Raw genomic sequence first — 20579 nt, forward strand, 5'->3', positions numbered from 1 at the left:
CCTTTCAGCGCCGATGGTACTGCAGGGGGGACCCTGTGGGAGAGTAGGACGCCGCCGAACAATCATTGAAAGCGGTGCCCCCGGACCTGGTCCGGGGGCACCGCTTTTTGGCGTATCCACACCCTCTGTTCATGTGCAGATCAGGAGCGCATCATCCGCTGCGGCAATCCTTGCCGGACCGGGTACGTGGAGGTGAGCCTGATGCAGCAGTCTCTGGTTCGGGGTGCGGAAGTGGCCGCGCTGGAGGACGAGTTCTCAGCCGCGGTGGACGGGCGTCATGCCGTTGCCGTGGATTCCACCACCTCCGCTCTGAGGCTGGCGCTGGTGTCGCTCGGCATCGGTGCCGGCGAGGAAGTGATCCTGCCGTCGTTCGCGCCGGTGGAGACCGCGGCAGCGGTGCGGCAGGCCGGTGCGGTGCCGGTCTTCGCCGACATCGACCCGCAAACGTTCTGCCTCGACCCGGAGGCTGTCGCCGCGGTGACCTCCCCCCTCACGGCGGCGATCCTGCCAGTGCACCTCTTCGGACACCCCGCGGCCGTGGACCAGATCGTCGACGTCGCGGCTCGGCACGGTCTGGCGATCGTCGAGGACGCCACGCAGGCCCAGGCGGCGACACTGGCCGGACGGCGGGTGGGCACCTACGGCGCGCTGAGCGTGTTCGCCGTCGAGGAGGGCGCCGTGGTGACCACGGAGCACCCCGAACTGGCCGGCGCGGTCAAGCGGCTCCGGGACACCGTGCACATGAGGGCCAGGATGACCGACGCCAAGGCGGCTTCCGGCCGGGGGTCGTTGGCGAAGCTCCCCGGGGCCGTGGCCAGGCAGCGGGCCAACTGCCGGTACCTGGACTCGGCGCTCACCGGCGTCCTCGTGCCGTATGTGGAGCCCGGAGCCCACCACGTCTACCACCGGTACACGGTCCGCATACCGGGCAACGGAAGGCCGGACCGGGACGCGTTCGCCATGGCTCTGGCCGGCCGGGGCGTGCGGGCGGACGTCAGTATCCGGACGCCCCTGCACCGTATGCCGGAGTACCGGTCGAGCTCGTATCTGCCCAGGACGGAGAAGGCGGCCGGCGAGACGCTGTCGCTGCCCGTCCACCCGGGGCTGACGGAGAAGGAGTTGGAGCGGTTGGCCACGGCGTGCAACACGCTCGGCGGTCTGCTCTGAGCCGTGGCCTTCGGGCCGGCCGCGCGTCGAGCGGATTTCCGGACCAGGGCGTGCATGGGTTAAGATCCTTCACGTCGACGCGCCCCAATAGCTCAGTCGGCAGAGCGTCTCCATGGTAAGGAGAAGGTCTACGGTTCGATTCCGTATTGGGGCTCTGAAGAGGAAAGGCCCCCGCCCGATGGCGGGGGCCTTTCCTGTTTCCGTGCGCTGTGGGACCGGCCCCGTCAAACCGGCAGTTCCGGGACGCGCATCGCCAGGATGGCCATGTCGTCCGAGGGCGCGTCCGACGCGAAGCGCTCCACGGCCCGCTGGATGCGGGCGGCGACGGCTCCGGCGGTGAGGCCGGTGCAGGTCGCGAGGACGTCGGCGAGACCGTCGTCGCCGAGCATACGGGCGCCCTCGCGGCGTTCGGTGACGCCGTCGGTGACGCAGAGCAGGACGTCGCCGGGGTCGAGGGTCACACTCTGCTCGACGAGTTCGAGGTCCTCGATGACGCCCAGCAGCGGCTGCGGTTCCGCGGCGGGTTCCACGACGCCGTTCTGCCGCAGTCGCAGCGGCAGCGGGTGACCGGCGCAGACGACCTTCAGGAGGGCGCTGCCGTCGCTCTGCGGCCACATCTCGCCGTAGAGCAAGGTGAGGAAGCGGCTTCGTGCCCCCTCGTCCAGAATGGCCGCGTTGAGTCGCTCCAGCACCGAAGGGCCGCTGAAGCCCTCACGGGCGAGCAGACGCAGCGCGTGCCGGGCGAGACCGGTCACGGCCGCGGCCTCGGGGCCCGTGCCGCACACGTCGCCGATGGCGAAGCCCCAGCAGCCGTCCCTGATGGGGAACACGTCGTAGAAGTCGCCGCCGACCTCGTTGCCCTCACCGGCCGCGCGATAGACGACCTCGACCTCGACGCCGGGGATCGCCGGCACGCCGGGCGGCAGCAGGCTGCGCTGGAGGGACTGGCTGATGGCCGTGCGCTCGCTGTAGAGGCGGGCGTTGTCCAGGGCGAGGGCGGCGCGGCGGGAGAGGTCCTCGGCGAGTTCGAGGATCTCCTGTCGGAAGCGTTCGTCGGCGGACTTGCCGAGTGTGAGCATGCCGATGACGCGGTTGCGGGCCACCAGCGGCAGGACGACCGTCTCGCCGCCGACGGCGGCAGCGGTGGCCAGGGCCGTGCCGGGCCCTGAAGCGGGCCGCCCGGCCTCGCCGAGGCCGAGGCTGCGCAGGGAGGCGCGCAGGGCCGTGGAGTGGGCGGCGTCGGTGGGGGCCGTCCACGTCCGGGCCCCGGGGGTGGGGTCGGGCTCCGGAGGGGCGAGGCGGGAGAGCAGGGCCTTGATGCCGTCGATGCGGTCCTCGTCCTCGTGGAGGACGAAGGCGAGCTCGGGCTCCGAGGACTGGTCGGCGATCGTGTACACGGCACACCAGTTGGCGAGGGTGGGCACCGTCATCTGGGCCATCAGGGCCAGCGTCTGGTCGCGTTCCAAGGTGCCCGCCAGCAGGTCGGAGGCCTCGACCAGGAAGGACAGCGAGCCGCGGCGCAGCCGTTCGAGCTCGGTGAGGCGGGCGCTCTCCACCGCGAGCGCGATGCGGTCGGCGGCGAACTGCAGTCGCAACGCCTCCTCGTTGGTGTAGCGGCCGGGGCTTTCCGCGGCCACGCCGAGCGAGCCGGTGAGGCGGCCCTCGACCTTGAGGGGGACGGTGACCACGGAGCGCATGCCGGTGCCGGCGAGCAGCGGGACGGCCCCGGGCACCGCTGTGAGGTCCTCGTGGACGGCGGGCATGCGGGCGCTGCCGTAGCGACCGGTGCCGGCCTCGACGGGGACGCGTGCGAAGCGCTGCCGGGCGGACGGGAGGCCGGTGGAGGCCCGCACCTCCAACTCGGTCTCGTCGTCGGTGGCGAGCAGCAGGTAGGCGGCGTCGCCGTCGAGCATGTCGCGGGCGCGCTCGACCGTGCGCTGCAGCAGCCCGTCGAGGTCGTCGGGCGCGGGGGAGCCGATGAAGGACTCGAAAGGGTCCACGGCCTTGCCGCGTTCGACGCCGCCCTCGACGGCGACCATGCCGCGCCCCGGGTTCTGCAGGACGGCGCGCTCGCCCTCGCGCACCAGCAGGCACACGGTGGACGGATCTCCGGAGGAGTCGCGCACCCGCAGGTGCGTGCCGTAGACGGGGAGGATCCGGCCGTCGGCATCGCGGACGCCGTAGCTGCCCTCCCAGCGGGACAGCCGCAGTGCCTCCGCGATGCCGTGTCCGGTGCCCGGGGTCTGCGGCCAGGCGGCGAAGTCGCCGAGGGGCTTGCCGGTGACCTGGTCGCCGGGGTGGCCGAAGAGTTCCGCGGCGTCCTGGTTCCAGCGGGTGATGATGCCGTCCCGGTCGACCTGGACGACGGCGACGCGGACCCGTTCGTCGGCCAGCGGCAGCGCCTGGACCGGCAGGGCCGGTCCGGCCGAGCGGGTTCCCGCGGGGCGCCGGGGGAGGTCGAGGCGGAACCAGACCTGCTTGTCGGCCGAGGTGTACTCCACGCCCCAGCGGCTTGCCAGCGCCGAGCACAGGAGCAGCCCGCGGCCGCCCTCGTGGTCGGGGTGGACCTGCTTCTTGGCGTCGTGGAGCGGGAGCTCGCGTTCGGGGTAGCGGTCGGCGACCTCGATCCGTACGGCGGACTCGAAGCGCAGACACCGGACGTCCGCCGCGGTGCCGGCGTGGACGACGGCGTTGGTGACGAGTTCACTGGTGAGGACGACGGCGTCGTCGACCACCTCGGAGAAGCCCCATCCCTGGAGGGTGTCCCGGACGAACGCGCGTGCGGTGGCGACCGAGCGTCCCACGGGTTCGAAGGTGGCCGCCGCGCGCGCCGTGATCACTGATCTCCTTGTTTGTCCCGGGACGTCACCGTTTGTCGTCCGCTGTACTGTCACCACCGGCCCCCACTTCGAGGTGTACGCCCGGCCCAAGGTGGGCAACCGCATGCCAGGTTACTTACCCCCGGCGACCGCATGTGTGCCGGTTGGGCGTGTTCCTGCCCCGATCGTGACGCCGGTCATATGCGATGCTGCCGAACTGTTATGGCCGGGCCCGGGCATGGTGAAACACTGGTCATGCCTGAACGAGGCACCTGCAGGTCGGTCGACCCTCCGGGAGGGACACGGTGGAGTCTGGCGCATCGGCGCGAGGCGGCGCGGCATCCGCGGCGAAGCGGGGCGGTACCGCACGGGTCAAGAACGTGCGGTCGCGTCCGAGCGGGGCCGGCGCGGGGACGGTGGAGGTCGACTCGGCGGCCCTGCACCGGTTGCTGTCCGCGCTCGAATCCATGCGGGACGGCAACTTCCGCAAGAGGCTGACGGTCACCGGCGACGGGCTCATGGCGGAGATCTCCGCGGTGTTCAACGAGGTGGCCGACCGCAACCAGCACCTGACGGGGGAGCTGGCGCGGGTGAGGCGGGTCGTGGGCCGCGAGGGCAAGCTCGCCGAGCGCCTGGAGACGGGAACGTGCGAGGGCGCCTGGGCGGCGGCCATCGACGCCTCCAACGCGCTCGTCGACGATCTCGTACGCCCGGTGTCCGAGGTCGGCCGGGTGCTGTCGGCGGTCGCGGAGGGCGACCTCGAGCAGCGGATGGACCTGCGCTCGCAGGGCGCCGACGGGTCCGGGCACCCGCTGCGCGGAGAGTTCCTCAAGGTGGGCCGCACCGTCAACGGGCTGGTGGACCAGCTCTCCACGTTCACCGACGAGGTGACCCGGGTGGCGAGCGAGGTCGGCACCGAGGGCAAGCTGGGCGGTCAGGCGCGGGTGCGTGGCATGTCCGGTTCCTGGAAGGACCTCACCGACTCGGTCAACACCATGGCGTCCCGTCTGACGGCGCAGGTCCGCGACATCGCTCTCGTCACGACGGCGGTCGCCAAGGGCGACCTGTCGCGCAAGGTCACCGTGCACGTGGACGGCGAGATGCTCGAGCTGAAGAACACCGTCAACACGATGGTCGACCAGCTCTCCTCCTTCGCCGCCGAGGTGACCCGCGTCGCGCGCGAGGTGGGCACCGAGGGGCAGCTGGGCGGGCAGGCCAAGGTGGCCGGCGTCGACGGGGTGTGGAAGGACCTCACGGACTCCGTCAACCTGATGGCCGGCAATCTCACCGCCCAGGTGCGCGACATCGCGCAGGTGACCACCGCGGTCGCCAACGGCGACCTGTCGCAGAAGATCACCATCGGCGCGCGCGGCGAGGTCGCGCAGCTCGCCGAGACCGTCAACGCGATGACCGAGACCTTGCGCACCTTCGCCGACGAGGTGACCCGGGTCGCGGGCGAGGTCGGCGCGGAGGGCCGGCTCGGCGGTCAGGCGCAGGTGCCCGGTGCCGCCGGCACCTGGAAGGACCTGACGGACTCGGTGAACACCGCGTTCCGCAATCTGACCGGCCAGGTGCGCGACATCGCGCAGGTGACGACGGCGGTAGCCAACGGCGACCTGTCGCAGAAGGTCACGGTGGACGTCTCCGGCGAGATGCTGGAGCTGAAGAACACCGTCAACACGATGGTCGACCAGCTGTCGGCTTTCGGCGCCGAAGTGACCAGGGTGGCGCGTGAGGTCGGTGTCGAAGGTGAGCTGGGCGGTCAGGCGCAGGTGCCGGGTGCGGCGGGTCTGTGGAAGGACCTGACGGACTCGGTGAACACCGCGTTCCGCAATCTGACCGGCCAGGTCCGCAACATCGCGCAGGTGACGACGGCGGTCGCCAACGGCGACCTGTCGCAGAAGGTCACGGTCGACGTCTCCGGCGAGATGCTGGAGCTGAAGAACACCGTGAACCGCATGGTGGACCAGCTGTCCTCCTTCGCCGGACAGGTCACGCGCATGGCCCGGGACGTGGGCACGGAGGGCCGCCTCGGCGGTCAGGCCCGCGTCGACGGCGTGAGCGGGGTGTGGAAGGAGCTCACGGACTCCGTCAACTTCATGGCGGGCAACCTCACCTCGCAGGTCCGCCAGATCGCCCAGGTGACGACAGCGGTGGCGCGCGGCGATCTGTCGCAGAAGGTCGACGTCGACGCGCGCGGCGAGATCCTGGAGCTGAAGAACACCATCAACACGATGGTCGACCAGCTGTCCTCCTTCGCCGAGCAGGTGACCCGGGTGGCCCGCGAGGTCGGCACCGAGGGCCGGCTCGGAGGCCAGGCGCAGGTGCCGGGCGTGGCCGGCGTGTGGCGCGACCTCACCGATTCCGTGAACGGCATGGCGGGCAACCTGACCGCGCAGGTCCGCAACATCGCCCAGGTGGCCACGGCGGTGGCCCGCGGCGATCTGTCGCAGAAGATCGACGTCGACGCGCGCGGCGAGATCCTGGAGCTCAAGAACGTCCTCAACACCATGGTCGACCAGCTGTCGGCCTTCGGCGACGAGGTGACCCGGGTGGCCCGCGAGGTCGGCACCGAGGGCATCCTGGGCGGTCAGGCCGAGGTGAAGGGCGTGTCGGGCACCTGGAAGGACCTGACGCAGTCCGTCAACTTCATGGCGAACAACCTCACGATGCAGGTGCGCAACATCGCCGAGGTCACCACCGCCGTCGCCCAGGGCGACCTGTCCAAGAAGATCACCGTCGACGCCAAGGGCGAGATCCTCGCCCTGGTCACCACCGTCAATACGATGGTCGACCAGCTCTCCGCGTTCGCCGACGAGGTGACCCGGGTGGCCCGCGAGGTGGGCACCGAGGGCCAACTGGGCGGCCAGGCGCGGGTGCGGGACGTCTCCGGCATCTGGAAGGACCTCACCGACAACGTCAACCTGATGGCCAACAACCTGACCAGCCAGGTGCGTTCGATCTCCTCCGTCGCCACCGCCGTCGCCAACGGCGACCTCACCAAGAAGATCACCGTCGAGGCACGCGGCGAGGTGGCCCAGCTCGCCGAGACCATCAACACGATGGTCGACACGCTCTCCGCCTTCGGCGACGAGGTGACCCGGGTGGCCCGCGAGGTGGGCACCGACGGCATCCTCGGCGGTCAGGCGCGGGTGCCGGGCGTGTCCGGCTCGTGGAAGGACCTCACCGAGTCGGTGAACAACATGGCCTCCAACCTGACCGGCCAGGTCCGCAACATCGCCATGGTCACCACGGCGGTCGCCCGCGGCGACCTGTCCAAGAAGATCGACGTCGACGCGCACGGCGAGATCCTGGAGCTGAAGACGACCATCAACACGATGGTCGACCAGCTGTCGGCCTTCGGCGACCAGGTGACCCGGGTGGCCCGCGAGGTGGGCACGGAGGGCCGCCTGGGCGGTCAGGCGCGGGTGCCGGGCGTGTCCGGCATCTGGAAGGACCTCACCGAGTCGGTGAACCTGATGGCGAACAACCTGACCCGTCAGGTGCGCAACATCGCCCAGGTGGCCACCGCCGTGACCCGCGGCGACCTCAACATCCGCACGGACGTGGACGCGGCGGGCGAGATCCTGGAGCTGCAGGACTACATCAACACCATGATCGTCCGACTCCGCGAGACCACGCTCGCCAACAAGGAGCAGGACTGGCTCAAGGGCAACCTCGCCCGCATCTCCGGCCTGATGCAGGGCCGCCGGGATCTCAACGACGTGGCGGCGCTCATCATGAGCGAGCTGACGCCGGTGGTCTCCGCCCAGCACGGGGCCTTCTTCATCGCGGAGGAGCCGGCCGGCGGGGAGGAGCACGAGGAGGGCTACGAGCTGAGGCTGTGCGGCTCGTACGGCTTCTCCAAGCGGACGATGCCGACGGTGTTCCTGCCGGGGGAGGGGCTGATCGGCACGGCGGCGATCGAGAAGCGCTCGATCCTGGTGGAGGACGTGCCGCCGGGCTATCTGAAGATCACCTCGGGTCTCGGCGAGGCGTCGCCGGCGCATGTCATCGTGCTGCCGGTGGTCTTCGAGGACCGGGTGCTCGGGGTGATCGAGCTGGCCTCCTTCCAGCCGTTCACGCAGATCCAGAAGGACTTCCTGGGCCAGATCACCGACATGATCGCGGTCAGCGTGAACACCATCAGCGTGAACACCAAGACCGAGTACCTGCTGGAGCAGTCGCAGGAGCTGACCGAGCAGCTGCGCGAGCGCTCGGCGGAGCTGGAGAACCGGCAGAAGCAGCTGGAGATGTCCAACACGGAGCTGGAGGAGAAGGCGGAGCTGCTGGCCCGCCAGAACCGGGACATCGAGGTGAAGAACACGGAGATCGAGGAGGCGCGGCAGGTCCTGGAGGAGCGCGCCGAGCAGCTGGCGGTCTCGATGCGCTACAAGTCCGAGTTCCTGGCCAACATGTCGCACGAGCTGCGCACCCCGCTCAACTCGCTGCTGATCCTGGCGAAGCTGCTCGCGGACAACGCCGAGGGCAACCTCTCGCCCAAGCAGGTCGAGTTCGCCGAGACCATCCATGGCGCCGGTTCCGACCTGCTGCAGCTCATCAACGACATCCTGGACCTGTCCAAGGTCGAGGCGGGCAAGATGGACGTCAGCCCGACCCGTATCGCCCTGGTCCAGCTGGTCGACTACGTGGAGGCCACCTTCCGCCCGCTCACCGCGGAGAAGGGCCTGGACTTCTCGGTGCGGGTCTCCCCCGAGCTTCCCGCGACGCTCCACACCGACGAGCAGCGGCTGCTGCAGGTGCTGCGCAACCTGTTGTCGAACGCGGTGAAGTTCACCGACAGCGGTTCGGTCGAGTTGGTCATCCGCCCCGCCGGCCCCGACGTGCCGCAGGCGATCCGGGAGCAGTTGCTGGAGTCCGGTTCGCTGCGGGACGCGGACGAGCCGCTGGTCGCCTTCTCGGTGACCGACACGGGCATCGGCATCGCGGCGAGCAAGATGCGGGTCATCTTCGAGGCGTTCAAGCAGGCGGACGGCACCACCAGCCGCAAGTACGGCGGTACGGGCCTGGGCCTGTCGATCAGCCGGGAGATCGCCCGGCTGCTCGGCGGCGAGATCCACGCCGACAGCCAGCCCGGCCGTGGCTCGACCTTCACCCTGTATCTGCCGCTCAACACCACCGATCTGCCGCCGCAGGGCTACCCGCAACTCCCCTCCGCCGAGGCCGAGGACGTCGAGGGGGCGCCGGCCGAGTCGCTGCCCGTCCCGGCGCACGGCCACATGGCGGTGCGCGGCCGGGGCGCGGGCAGCAGCCTGGCCAGGCTGCGCCGGCGTTCGGCGGCGCAGCGGCCCGCGGCGGCCGGCCCGGCGGAGCGCCACGCGCTGTCCGAGCCGTGGGCGGAGGGCGCGCACAGCGACGCCTACACCGGCTTCGCGGGCGGCTTCAGCGGCGAGAAGGTGCTCATCGTCGATGACGACGTCCGCAATGTGTTCGCCCTCACCAGCGTGCTGGAACAGCACGGACTGACCGTGCTGTACGCAGAGAACGGCCGGGAGGGGATCGAGGTCCTGGAGCAGCACGACGACGTCGCGGTGGTCCTGATGGACATCATGATGCCCGAGATGGACGGCTACGCGACGACGGCGGCGATCCGCAGGATGCCCCAGTTCGCCGGGCTGCCGATCATCGCGCTGACGGCGAAGGCGATGAAGGGAGACCGGGAGAAGAGCATCGAGTCGGGGGCGTCCGACTACGTGGCCAAGCCGGTGGACACCGATCACCTGCTGGCGAAGATGGAGCAGTGGATGCGGTCCAGGTGACGCCGCCCCGTCACCTCCCGGCGACCGGGCGGCGACGGGCGGTGAGCCGCCCCTGAGCCGTGTGTGCGGACAGGTGTGGAAGTGCGTGAGTCCGGGAACCTTCTGGACTCCGCTTTCGTTTCGGCTACGTGCGCAGTGACATGGCGGTGACAGGGTGTGGCGGACGCGGGGTACGGCTACCATGACCGGCACAAGGACGGACGGCGCTCAGGAGTCGTCCATGGGGGCGGCGACCGGTGCAGTGCCGGGGCGAGGAGGGCGGGCCATGGTGCAGAAGGCCAAGATCCTCCTGGTCGATGACCGGCCGGAGAATCTGCTGGCGCTGGAGGCCATCCTCTCCGCGCTCGATCAGATGCTGGTGCGGGCATCGTCCGGGGAGGAGGCGCTCAAGGCGCTGCTCACCGACGACTTCGCGGTGATCCTGCTCGATGTCCAGATGCCGGGCATGGACGGGTTCGAGACCGCGGCGCACATCAAGCGGCGAGAGCGTACCCGGGACATCCCGATCATCTTCCTCACCGCCATCAACCACGGTCCGCACCACACCTTTCGCGGCTATGCGGCCGGCGCGGTGGACTACATCTCCAAGCCTTTCGACCCGTGGGTGCTGCGCGCCAAGGTCTCGGTCTTCGTCGACCTCTACAAGAAGAACTGCCAGTTGCGGGAGCAGGCGGGCCTGCTGCGGCTGCAACTGGAACAGGGCGCGGGGTCCGGCGGCGGCAAGGAGTCCGTGGGCCTGCTGGTGGAGCTCTCCTCACGGCTGTCCGCCGTGGAGGAGCAGGCGGAGGCGCTGTCCAAGCAGCTGGACGAGTCCGCGGACGCCGCGGCGGTGGCCACGGCGGCCCACTTGGAGCGCAAGCTGACCGGGCTGCGCCGCGCGCTGGACGCGCTGAAGCCGGGCGCCGGCGGCGACAAGAAGATTCCCCCGCAAGAGTGAAGCGGATGCGCCATATGATGCAAAGTCATCCTTGGCGCGCCAGAGGCACGACACGAATGGCGGTACGCGTGGTCCCACGTGTCGTGCGCGGGACGGAGCGGTAACCTCACCGTCATGGCCTCACGTACGTCCGGCACCGCCAAGAAGGCTGCCGCCACACCTGCGGCCAGGCCCGCGGGGAAGAAGGCCCCCGTGAAGAAGGCGGCGGCCAAGAAGCCTCCTGCCAAGAAGCCGCCGGCCAAGGCGGCGCCGAAACCGGCGGCCAAGCCCGCGCCCTCCCCGACGGGGGGCGTGTACCGGGTCGCCCGGGCGCTGTGGCTCGGCCTGGCGCACACCGTGGGCGCCCTCTTTCGCGGCGTCGGGCGCGGCGCACGCGGACTGGACCCGGCGCACCGCAAGGACGGCCTGGCGCTGCTGCTGCTCGGCCTCGCGCTGGTCGTGGCCACCGGCACCTGGTCGGATCTGCGCGGCCCGGTGGGCGAGCTGGTCGAGATACTGGTCACCGGGCTGTTCGGGCGGCTGGACCTGCTCGTGCCGTTCCTCGTCGGCGCCGTGGTGTGGCGGCTGATGCGCCATCCGCAGAGGACCGACGCCAACGGGCGCATCGTCATCGGCCTGACCGCCCTCAGCGTCGGTGTGCTGGGCCTGGTGCACATCGGCTGCGGTTCCCCGGGCCGCAGCCAGGGCACCGAGGCGATCCGCGACGCGGGCGGGCTGATCGGCTGGGCCGCGTCCGCGCCCCTCGACTACACCGTCGGGGCGCCGCTGGCGGTGGCGCTGCTGGCGCTGCTGGCCTTCTTCGGACTGCTGGTCACCACCGCGACCCCGGTCAACGCCATCCCTCGCCGACTGCGCGAACTCGGCATCCGGCTGGGCCTGGTGGAGCAGGAGGGCGCCGCCGAGGCCGAGGAGGACGCGGTGCCCTTCAGCGACCTGCTGGAGGAGGGGAGCGGCTCCCCGGAGGCCGCCGACAAGCCGCGCCGCCGCTCCAGGCGCCGCCAGGAGCAGACGGACCTGCCCGATCTGACGCCCAGCGACGGACTGGGCGCCGTCGACCTCGCCTACGGGGTGGCCGCGGACCTCGACGGCGCCCTCACCTACGGAGTGCCCGGCTCGTCGGTCGTCGCGGACCTCGTCAGCCACTCCCTGCCGCAGATCCGGGGCACCGCTGAGGCGGACGCGTCCGAGGCCGCCCCGGGCGCCGCCGAGGCGTCGGGGCCGGCCGTGCCCGACCTCACCAAGGCCGCCCCGCCCGAGCGGGGCGCGGCGCTGCCGCCGCGTGCTGAGCAGCTCCAGTTGTCCGGGGACATCACCTATGCCCTGCCGTCCCTGGACCTGCTGGAGCGCGGTGGTCCCGGACGTACCCGCAGCGCCGCCAACGACGCCGTGGTCGAGTCGCTGACGAGCGTCTTCTCGCAGTTCAAGGTCGACGCGCGGGTCACCGGTTTCACCCGCGGACCGACGGTGACCCGCTACGAGGTGGAGCTGGGCCAGGCCGTCAAGGTCGAGCGGATCACGGCCCTCGCCAAGAACATCGCGTACGCCGTGGCCAGTCCGGACGTGCGGATCATCAGCCCGATCCCCGGCAAGTCGGCGGTCGGCATCGAGATCCCCAACAGCGACCGGGAGATGGTCAACCTCGGCGACGTGCTGCGCTCGGCGGAGGCCGCCGGCGAGGAGCACCCGATGACGGTGGGTCTCGGCAAGGACGTCGAGGGCGGCTACGTCATGGCCAACCTCGCGCGCATGCCGCACATCCTCGTCGCGGGCGCCACGGGGTCGGGCAAGTCGTCCTGCATCAACTGCCTGATCACCTCCGTCCTGGCACGCTCCACACCCGACGAGGTGCGGATGGTGCTCGTCGACCCCAAGCGCGTCGAGCTCACCGCGTACGAGGGCATCCCGCACCTGATCACCCCGATCATCACCAACCCCAAGCGGGCCGCCGAGGCGCTGCAGTGGGTCGTGCGCGAGATGGACCTGCGCTACGACGACCTGGCCGCCTACGGCTTCCGGCACATCGACGACTTCAACGCGGCCGTGCGCGGCGGCAAGGTGAAGCCGCCGGAGGGCAGCGAGCGGGAACTGGCGCCCTACCCCTACCTGCTGGTGATCGTTGACGAGCTCGCGGACCTGATGATGGTGGCGCCGCGCGACGTGGAGGACGCGATCGTGCGCATCACCCAGCTCGCCCGGGCCGCCGGCATCCACCTCGTCCTGGCCACCCAGCGGCCCAGCGTCGACGTCGTCACGGGTCTGATCAAGGCCAACGTGCCTTCCCGGCTTGCCTTCGCGACCTCCTCCCTGGCCGACAGCCGGGTCATCCTCGACCAGGCCGGCGCCGAGAAGCTGATCGGAAAGGGTGACGGTCTGTTCCTGCCGATGGGCGCGAACAAGCCGGTCCGCATGCAGGGCGCCTTCATCACGGAGGAGGAGATCCACGCCGTCGTCGCCCACTGCAAGGCGCAGTTGACCCCTTCCTACCGTGAGGACGTGGTCGTCGGCTCGGGACCGAAGAAGGAGATCGACGAGGAGATCGGCGACGACCTGGACCTGCTGTGCCAGGCCGCGGAGCTGGTCGTCTCCACGCAGTTCGGCTCGACCTCGATGCTCCAGCGCAAACTGCGTGTCGGCTTCGCGAAAGCGGGAAGGCTCATGGACCTGATGGAATCGCGCGGGATCGTCGGCCCCAGCGAGGGGTCGAAGGCCCGGGATGTTCTGGTCAAGCCGGACGAGATGGACTCCGTGCTCGCGGTGCTCCGCGGCGAGGCCGGTTCGTAGCCGTTCCGTGGCTCACTCGTAAGTGGGTCGCGCGCAACCGTTGCTCCTGCCCGCACGTCAAGTTATTGCAGGAGGAAGGCGTATGGCCGACTGCCATCGGCGCCGGTGAGGACGGCAATCCTGATGGCCGACAAACCACGCCCGCCCGCTTGCCCGTCCGTTTGCACACCCCCCTAGACTGGGTCTCCAGCAGGTGGCTAGACGCTCGAAAGGCGCCCCCGTGTCCATCGGCAACCCGCCCCCCGACGACCGGATCCCGGTCGGTCGTGCCCTCGCACAGGCCCGCGTCGCCGCGGGCCTGACCGTCGAGGAGGTCAGTACCACAACGCGTGTACGCGCGCCCATCGTGCACGCGATCGAGCAGGACGACTTCTCCCGCTGCGGCGGCGACGTGTACGCCCGCGGCCACATTCGTGCGATCGCGCGCGCCGTGGGCCTCGATCCCGAGGCCCTGGTCGAGCAGTTCACGGCGGAGCACGGCGGTGCGCCCGCCCCGACGCCCGTGGCCCCGTTGTACGAGGCGGAGCGGATGCGTCCCGAGCCGCGCCGCCCCAACTGGACCGCCGCCATGGTGGCGGCGATCGTCGGCGTCGTCGGCTTCGTCGGCTTCACCCTCTTCAACGGCGGCGAGGAAGGCGGCAAGGAGCCCGTGGCGGGCAAGCCGAGCGTGGCGAGCCCGGCGGCCACGACGCCCGGCAACACCACGAGCACCACACCGAGGCCCGAGGAGTCCGACAGCGCGATCGCCGCCGCGCCGGCCGACAAGGTCACCGTCAAGCTCACCGCCACGAACGCCAAGAGCTGGATCCAGGCGGTGGGCAGCAACGGGAAGCAGCTCTACCAGGGCAGTCTGGAGCCGGGCGACTCCAAGACCTTCACCGACAAGAGCAAGATCAACCTGATCATCGGCAACGCGGGCGCGGTCGACCTCTTCGTCAACGGCAAGGACCTCGGGCCGGCGGGCGACCCCGGTCAGGTCCAGCGCCTCGCCTTCACCCCCGGCGATCCGGAAGCAGGGTGACGCCCCCTTCCACGGGCGCGCACGGACACCGCGGCGCCCGGCGCAGGACACCCGTCCCGGCGCCGGGCGCCGCTGCGCGTCGGAGCCCCGTCGGGGACAAAGTAGGCTGAGCCTATGTCCGAACCCCGTACCGTCGCTCTTGTCACGCTCGGCTGCGCCCGTAACGAGGTGGATTCCGAGGAGCTCGCCGGCCGGCTGGCGGCGGACGGGTGGCAGCTCGTCGACGACGCCGCCGCCGCCGACGTCGCCGTCGTGAACACCTGCGGCTTCGTCGAGGCCGCCAAGAAGGACTCCGTCGACGCCCTGCTGGAAGCCAACGACCTCAAGGCCCATGGCCGTACCCAGGCCGTGGTCGCGGTCGGCTGCATGGCCGAGCGCTACGGCAAGGAGCTGGCCGAGGCCCTTCCCGAGGCGGACGGCGTGCTCGGCTTTGACGACTACGCGAACATCTCCGACCGCCTGCAGACGATTCTCTCCGGCGGCATCCACGCCTCGCACACCCCGCGCGACCGCCGCAAGCTGCTTCCGATCAGCCCGTCCGACCGGCAGGCAGCGAGTGAGGTGGCGCTGCCCGGCCACGCGCAGGCCGCCCCCGAGCCCGCTTCCGCCCCGCAGGACCTGCCCGAGGACCTGCCCGAGGGGCTCGCACCCGCCTCCGGACCGCGCGCCCCGCTGCGCCGCCGCCTGGACGACAGCCCGGTCGCCTCGGTGAAGCTGGCCTCCGGCTGCGACCGCCGCTGCTCCTTCTGCGCCATCCCTTCCTTCCGGGGCTCGTTCATCTCCCGCCGCCCCTCCGACGTGCTCGGAGAGACGCGCTGGCTGGCCGAGCAGGGCGTCAAGGAGATCATGCTGGTCAGCGAGAACAACACCTCGTACGGCAAGGACCTCGGCGACATCCGGCTGCTGGAGACGCTGCTGCCCGAACTGGCCGCCGTCGACGGCATCGAGCGCGTGCGCGTCAGCTATCTGCAGCCCGCCGAGATGCGCCCCGGCCTGATCGACGTGCTCACCTCGACGCCGAAGGTCGCGCCCTACTTCGACCTGTCCTTCCAGCACTCCGCTCCCGGGGTGCTGCGCGCGATGCGCCGCTTCGGCGACACCGAGCACTTCCTGGAGCTGCTGGAGACCATCCGCTCCAAGGCGCCGGAGGCCGGGGTCCGCTCCAACTTCATCGTCGGCTTCCCGGGGGAGTCGGAGGCCGACCTCGAGGAGCTGGAGCGTTTCCTGGGCGCGGCCAGGCTGGACGCCATCGGCGTCTTCGGCTACTCCGACGAGGAGGGCACGGAGGCGGCCGGCTACGCGGACAAGCTCGACGAGGACGTGGTGGCCGAACGGCTGGCCCGGGTGTCCCGGCTGGCCGAGGAGCTGACCGCGCAGCGCGCCGAGGAGCGGCTCGGCTCCACGGTGCACGTGCTGGTCGAGTCCGTGGACGAGGAGGAGGGCGCGGTCGGCCGCGCCGCCCACCAGGCGCCGGAGACCGACGGCCAGGTCGTCCTGACCTCACAGGAGGGCCTGGCGCCCGGTACGTTCGCCGCGGCGAAGGTGGTGGACACCGAAGGCGTCGACCTGGTCGCGGAGCCGCTTGGCACGACGGAGGAGGCCCGCAGATGACGGGAGTCCCGGCGTCCGCCGCCGGCGATCACGGGACCGCGCCCGCCGTCCAGGCGGCCGCGGCCCGGCGGCCCTCGCTGTGGAACATCGCCAACGTCCTGACGATGGTGCGGCTGCTCCTGGTGCCGGGCTTCGTCGTGCTGCTGGTGCACGACGACGGGCACGACCCGGCGTGGCGCTCCTTCGCATGGGCGGCGTTCGCCATCGCGATGATCACCGACCTCTTCGACGGCGAGCTGGCCCGGCGCTACGGGCTGGTCACCGACTTCGGTAAGATCGCCGACCCCATCGCGGACAAGGCGATCATGGGCGCGGCGCTGATCGGGCTGTCCGCCCTCGGCGACCTGCCCTGGTGGGTCACCGCGGTGATCCTCTTCCGCGAGCTGGGCATCACCCTGATGCGGTTCTGGGTGATCCGCTGGGGCGTCATCCCGGCCAGCCGCGGCGGCAAGCTGAAGACGCTCACCCAGGGCGTCGCCGTCGGCATGTACATCCTCGTCCTCACCGGGCCGCTGGCGACGTCGCGGGCGGTGCTGATGGGCGCCGCGGTGGTGCTCACCGTCGTGACGGGCCTGGACTACGTGCGCCAGGCGGTCGTCATGCGCCGGGCCGGACGGGCCGCGCAGCGCGCGGACGCCGCGCGCCGGGCGCACGAGCGGGCGACCGGGACGGAGGGGAGGCTCGCGCAGGACACGCCGCTGGAGCTCCCGGAGGAGCAGGGAACGGGCGCGTGAACACCGCCGCCGACGTCCTGGGCCTGCTGCAGGCGCGGCAGGAGTCGCTGGCCGTCGCCGAGTCGCTGACCGGCGGCCTGGTGGCGGCCGAGTTGACCTCGGTGCCGGGCGCCTCCCGGTGCTTCCGCGGCTCGGTCACCGCCTACGCCACCGAACTGAAGCGGGACGTCCTGGGCGTGGACGGCACGCTGCTGGCCGAACGTGGGGCCGTCGACCCCGAGGTCGCGCGAGAGATGGCGGTGGGTGTGCGGGGCGTGCTGCGCGCCGACTGGGGGCTGGCGACCACCGGTGTCGCCGGACCCGATCCGCAGGACGGGCAGCCGGTCGGAACGGTCTATGTGGCGGTCGCCGGGCCGGCCGGCACGCGGTGCGAGGGACTGCGGTTGGACGGCGACCGCGCCACCATCCGTGCCACCACGGTGAACGCCGCTCTGACCCTCCTGCGGCAGACGCTTGTGAAGGGCCGGGATACCCCCGACGGATCCGCGGCGGCGAGGGTAGGGAAGACGGCGGGGGGAAGGGATGTTTGCAGCCCTGAGTGAACACGTCATCGCTCCCCGCACGGCCGGTGCCGGAGGCGGTACGGTGGGGCGAGAAGGTTGCGAATTCGCGGTCCGAGGAGGGAGCCACCGATGATTCTGCTCCGTCGCCTGCTCGGTGACGTGCTGCGTCGGCAGCGCCAGCGTCAGGGCCGCACCCTGCGTGAGGTCTCCTCATCCGCCCGGGTCTCCCTGGGCTATCTGTCGGAGGTCGAACGAGGGCAGAAGGAGGCTTCCTCCGAACTGCTCTCCGCGATCTGTGACGCCTTGGACGTCCCGATGTCCGAGGTGATGCGGGAGGTCAGCGACGATCTGGCGCTTGCCGAGCTTGCCGAGTCGGCTGCTGTCGAGTCGGCAGCCGCGCCTATGCGGCCGCTGCTGGGCGCGGTTCCGTCCGTACCGTCCGGTCCGGACGAGCGGGTCACCATCAAGGCGCCGAAGGCGCCCACCGAGGCCGTGGACGTCGTCGCGGCCTGAGCGACACCAAGCGGTTCCGAACCATGGCCCCGGCCGGTGGACCACCGGCCGGGGCCATGGTGTGTCCGGGGGCGGCGGGCGGCGGTGTCGGTCGGTCCGTCGGTGTCGGTGGGTCGGCGGCGTTTGGTTCGCGGATCCGGGGAAGGCGCTCATATGACGGGTTCCGCCGAGAGGCGGTCCCGCTACGTGAGCAATTCCCGAGGAGGAGCGGCATGACATTCGTGAAGAGCACGCTGCCCGAGGCCGACCGCCGGATCGTGGGCGAGGCGCTCCAGCACACCCTCAGCGACCTCATTGACTTGTCGCTCGTCGCCAAGCAGGTGCACTGGAACGTTGTGGGGGCGCGGTTCCGGTCCATCCACCTTCAGCTCGACGACGTGGTGACCACCGCGCGGACCTACGCCGACACCGTCGCGGAACGGGCGGCCGCCATCGGCGTCACGCCCGACGGGCGTGCCGGGACGGTGTCCAAGGGCAGCAGGATCGACGAGGTGTCGGACGGCTGGATCAAGGACGACAAGGTGGTCGCGGTCATGATCGCCGCACTGGACGCCGTGATCAGGCGGGTGCGCGCGGGGATCGAGGCGACGGAGAAGCCCGATCCGGTGACCCAGGACATCCTGATCGGCCTGGCCGCCGATCTCGAGAAGCACCACTGGATGTTCCAGGCGGAGAACGTGTGACCCGATCAGGGCCTCGCACGTGACTCACACGTGTCTGAACTGCGGAAACGACGGTTTCGAGGTGTGCCGGCGCGTCTCACGGCGTGCCGTGGGTTATCGGGTAGCGGAAGGATCCCGGAATCCTTCCGGCCGGCCGGAACGCGACCGGAAGACGGGTGGAGCGTTCCGCTCACACCCCCGTGCCGGCGTTGCTGTCCTTTTCGGGCGTGCCGTGGTGGGGGCGGACGGGCGGCGGCACCGGCCGGGTCTTCGGGGTACGGGCCGCACGGGCGTCGACGGGTCGGCTGAGCGACGAGACCGGCGGGGGCCCGGAGGTCACCCCGGGGCTAAGGGCAGGCTAAGGGCGTCGTCGCCCTGGGTCGCCGTCCGCCGCAAAATGTCGCAGGTAGTAGCGGTATGCGTCCTCCGTTCGAGTGAACGCGGTCCGAGGCCTACCGGCGGAGGTCTAGAGATCTTGCCGGCAGGGGATCGCACCTGTGTACGGGGAAAGCCCGGGACTGGGTCCTTGGTGATTCCCGCCGCAACCTCGGGGCTCCGAAGGAGGCGGCCATGTATGTTCTCCGCCTGTTTCACGAGCTGTGGGCCCAGCGGGCGGTCCGCTGGGCGATCGCTTTCGTCGCGGGTGTGGTGTGGTGGTGGGCCCTGCTGAGGCTCGTCGCCCAGCCCGCACAGGCAGGCTCCTTCGAGGGCCTGGTCGTCGCCGGTGGCTGGGGGCTCAGCATCGTCCCCCTGCACACGGCGAGGTGGTCACGGGGATCATCGTCCGCCGCCCGGGCGGCCGTCCGCGAGGTTGAGGGCCCGGTGCCGGGAGGGCTTCCGGGAAGAGTGCCGGGACCCCGGAGCACGTCACGGCTCGGCCATGACGACGCCCCCGTCAGGGCGCGGGGTGCGGCCGGTCGGCAGGGCTGACACGGGGCACGGGTGACCGGTTGTGGAAGCCGGTGCGAACGCGGGTGCCCGCGCCCGGGCCCTCTCGCGGTCCTCGGGCGCGGCGCACACCGGTGCCTGCGGCACCTCGCACCTCGCACCTCGCACCTCGCACCGAGCCCCCGAGACGGGCGCGGGACGGGGCTGGATGACGGAAGCCCTCGGTGACGCCGCCACCGGTGTGCGGGGTGACGGCCGGGCGAGGGCCTCCGCCGTCGGAGCCGACGGGGCCGGTCACGCCGATTGTCCTCAGCGGGACCGCGGCGCCGGCCGGGAGGATGGCGTCGGTGCCGGCCCCCGCTGGCAGTGCGGGCACCAGTACGTCACCCGGGGCTGCCCGGGCGGTCCCAGTTCGGCGACGCGGATCTGCGTGCCGCAGCGCAGGCAGCCGTGCCGGTCGCGGCCGTACACCCAGTGGGTACGGCCGCGCCGGGTGTCGCCGGTGGTGATGTGGCCGTGCCGGGTCTTGTTGGCCTGCAGCAACTTTCTGGCGAGTGCGACGACCCGTTCCGGTTCGGGGACGTCGCCGACCGGCGTCCAGGGCGTGACGCCTCGCAGGAAGCACACCTCGCACTTGTAGACGTTGCCTATGCCGGCGAGATTGCGCTGGTCCAGCAACGCGTCACCGACCGGCCTTGCCGGGTCGGCGGTCAGCCGGCGCACCGCCTCCACCGGATCCCAGTCCGGGCCGAGCAGATCCGGCCCGAGATGGCCGACCGCCCGATCCTCCTCGGCAGACCGCAGCAGCTCCAGCACGGGCAGCCGGTAACCGACCGCGACCCGTTCGGCATGGGCGAGGACCGCCCGGACCTGGTGGTCGGGGCCGCCCCGCCAGCGCTCGCCGGGTGCGTACACCTGCCAGGAACCGTCCATGCGCAGATGTGAGTGGAGGGTCAACCCGCCCTCGATCCGGATCAGCAGGTGCTTGCCTCGGGCCACGACCTCCTGCACGTGGCGTCCCGACAGGTCGGTCGTGGCCAGCCGCGGCACGCGCAGGTCCGCGCGGAGCAGGACGTGGCCCGCCAGCGCCCGGTGCAGCCGGTGCGCGGCCAGCCAGATCGTGTCGCCCTCGGGCACGGCTCCCCCTGTTCCCGTCGTGTGCG

At 71.2% G+C, this 20579-nt stretch carries 13 protein-coding genes and 1 tRNA gene; 12 read left to right on the plus strand and 2 right to left on the minus strand.

Annotated features, from left to right (window positions below):
- Nucleotides 1-192 precede the first annotated feature (192 nt).
- Nucleotides 193-1167, plus strand: a complete 975-nt coding sequence (locus tag AC3ET4_RS10630; RefSeq protein WP_431948498.1) for a DegT/DnrJ/EryC1/StrS family aminotransferase — start codon at nucleotides 193-195, stop codon at nucleotides 1165-1167.
- Between the two features lie 81 nt (nucleotides 1168-1248).
- Nucleotides 1249-1321 (plus strand) — tRNA-Thr (locus AC3ET4_RS10635).
- 70 nt (nucleotides 1322-1391) lie between these two features.
- Here AC3ET4_RS10635 and AC3ET4_RS10640 read toward each other — a convergent pair.
- Nucleotides 1392-4007: a SpoIIE family protein phosphatase gene (locus tag AC3ET4_RS10640; protein WP_431948412.1), complete on the minus strand. Its 2616-nt coding sequence runs from the start codon at nucleotides 4005-4007 to the stop codon at nucleotides 1392-1394.
- Nucleotides 4008-4453: 446 nt separating this feature from the next.
- On the opposite strand from AC3ET4_RS10640, the gene AC3ET4_RS10645 reads away from it, so the two are divergent.
- The 10 genes from AC3ET4_RS10645 (at nucleotide 4454) to AC3ET4_RS10690 (ending at nucleotide 19458) form a co-directional block, all read left to right on the plus strand.
- On the plus strand, nucleotides 4454-9766 hold the full coding sequence (locus AC3ET4_RS10645; RefSeq protein ID WP_431948499.1) for a HAMP domain-containing protein: 5313 nt from the start codon (nucleotides 4454-4456) through the stop codon (nucleotides 9764-9766).
- 265 nt (nucleotides 9767-10031) lie between these two features.
- On the plus strand, nucleotides 10032-10703 hold the full coding sequence (locus AC3ET4_RS10650; RefSeq protein WP_431948414.1) for a response regulator: 672 nt from the start codon (nucleotides 10032-10034) through the stop codon (nucleotides 10701-10703).
- Between the two features lie 114 nt (nucleotides 10704-10817).
- Nucleotides 10818-13484 carry a DNA translocase FtsK gene (locus AC3ET4_RS10655; RefSeq protein WP_431948416.1) on the plus strand — a complete coding sequence of 889 codons (2667 nt, stop codon included), beginning with the start codon at nucleotides 10818-10820 and terminating at the stop codon, nucleotides 13482-13484.
- Between the two features lie 220 nt (nucleotides 13485-13704).
- Complete coding sequence (locus AC3ET4_RS10660; RefSeq protein ID WP_431948418.1) at nucleotides 13705-14505, plus strand: helix-turn-helix domain-containing protein; 801 nt, start codon at nucleotides 13705-13707, stop codon at nucleotides 14503-14505.
- A 114-nt stretch (nucleotides 14506-14619) separates the two neighbouring features.
- On the plus strand, nucleotides 14620-16116 hold the full coding sequence (gene rimO, locus AC3ET4_RS10665) for a 30S ribosomal protein S12 methylthiotransferase RimO (RefSeq protein ID WP_431948420.1): 1497 nt from the start codon (nucleotides 14620-14622) through the stop codon (nucleotides 16114-16116).
- On the plus strand, nucleotides 16113-16850 hold the full coding sequence (gene pgsA, locus AC3ET4_RS10670) for a CDP-diacylglycerol--glycerol-3-phosphate 3-phosphatidyltransferase (RefSeq protein WP_431948422.1): 738 nt from the start codon (nucleotides 16113-16115) through the stop codon (nucleotides 16848-16850). The genes rimO and pgsA overlap by 4 nt, the downstream gene beginning before the upstream one ends.
- On the plus strand, nucleotides 16847-17392 hold the full coding sequence (locus AC3ET4_RS10675) for a CinA family protein (protein ID WP_431948424.1): 546 nt from the start codon (nucleotides 16847-16849) through the stop codon (nucleotides 17390-17392). The genes pgsA and AC3ET4_RS10675 overlap by 4 nt, the downstream gene beginning before the upstream one ends.
- A 90-nt stretch (nucleotides 17393-17482) precedes the next feature.
- The gene (locus AC3ET4_RS10680; RefSeq protein ID WP_089228334.1) at nucleotides 17483-17866 is read left to right on the plus strand and encodes a helix-turn-helix domain-containing protein; all 384 of its coding nucleotides are present in this window, start codon (nucleotides 17483-17485) and stop codon (nucleotides 17864-17866) included.
- Between the two features lie 212 nt (nucleotides 17867-18078).
- Nucleotides 18079-18549, plus strand: coding sequence for a Dps family protein (locus AC3ET4_RS10685; protein WP_431948426.1), 471 nt, complete (start codon nucleotides 18079-18081; stop codon nucleotides 18547-18549).
- Between the two features lie 549 nt (nucleotides 18550-19098).
- Complete coding sequence (locus AC3ET4_RS10690) at nucleotides 19099-19458, plus strand: hypothetical protein (protein WP_431948428.1); 360 nt, start codon at nucleotides 19099-19101, stop codon at nucleotides 19456-19458.
- Nucleotides 19459-19725: 267 nt separating this feature from the next.
- Here AC3ET4_RS10690 and AC3ET4_RS10695 read toward each other — a convergent pair whose 3' ends face one another.
- Nucleotides 19726-20553 (minus strand): DNA-formamidopyrimidine glycosylase family protein, encoded by an 828-nt coding sequence (locus tag AC3ET4_RS10695; protein WP_431948430.1) that lies wholly within the window; start codon nucleotides 20551-20553, stop codon nucleotides 19726-19728.
- Nucleotides 20554-20579 lie beyond the last annotated feature (26 nt).

Source organism: Actinacidiphila sp. bgisy167 (assembly GCF_057707665.1).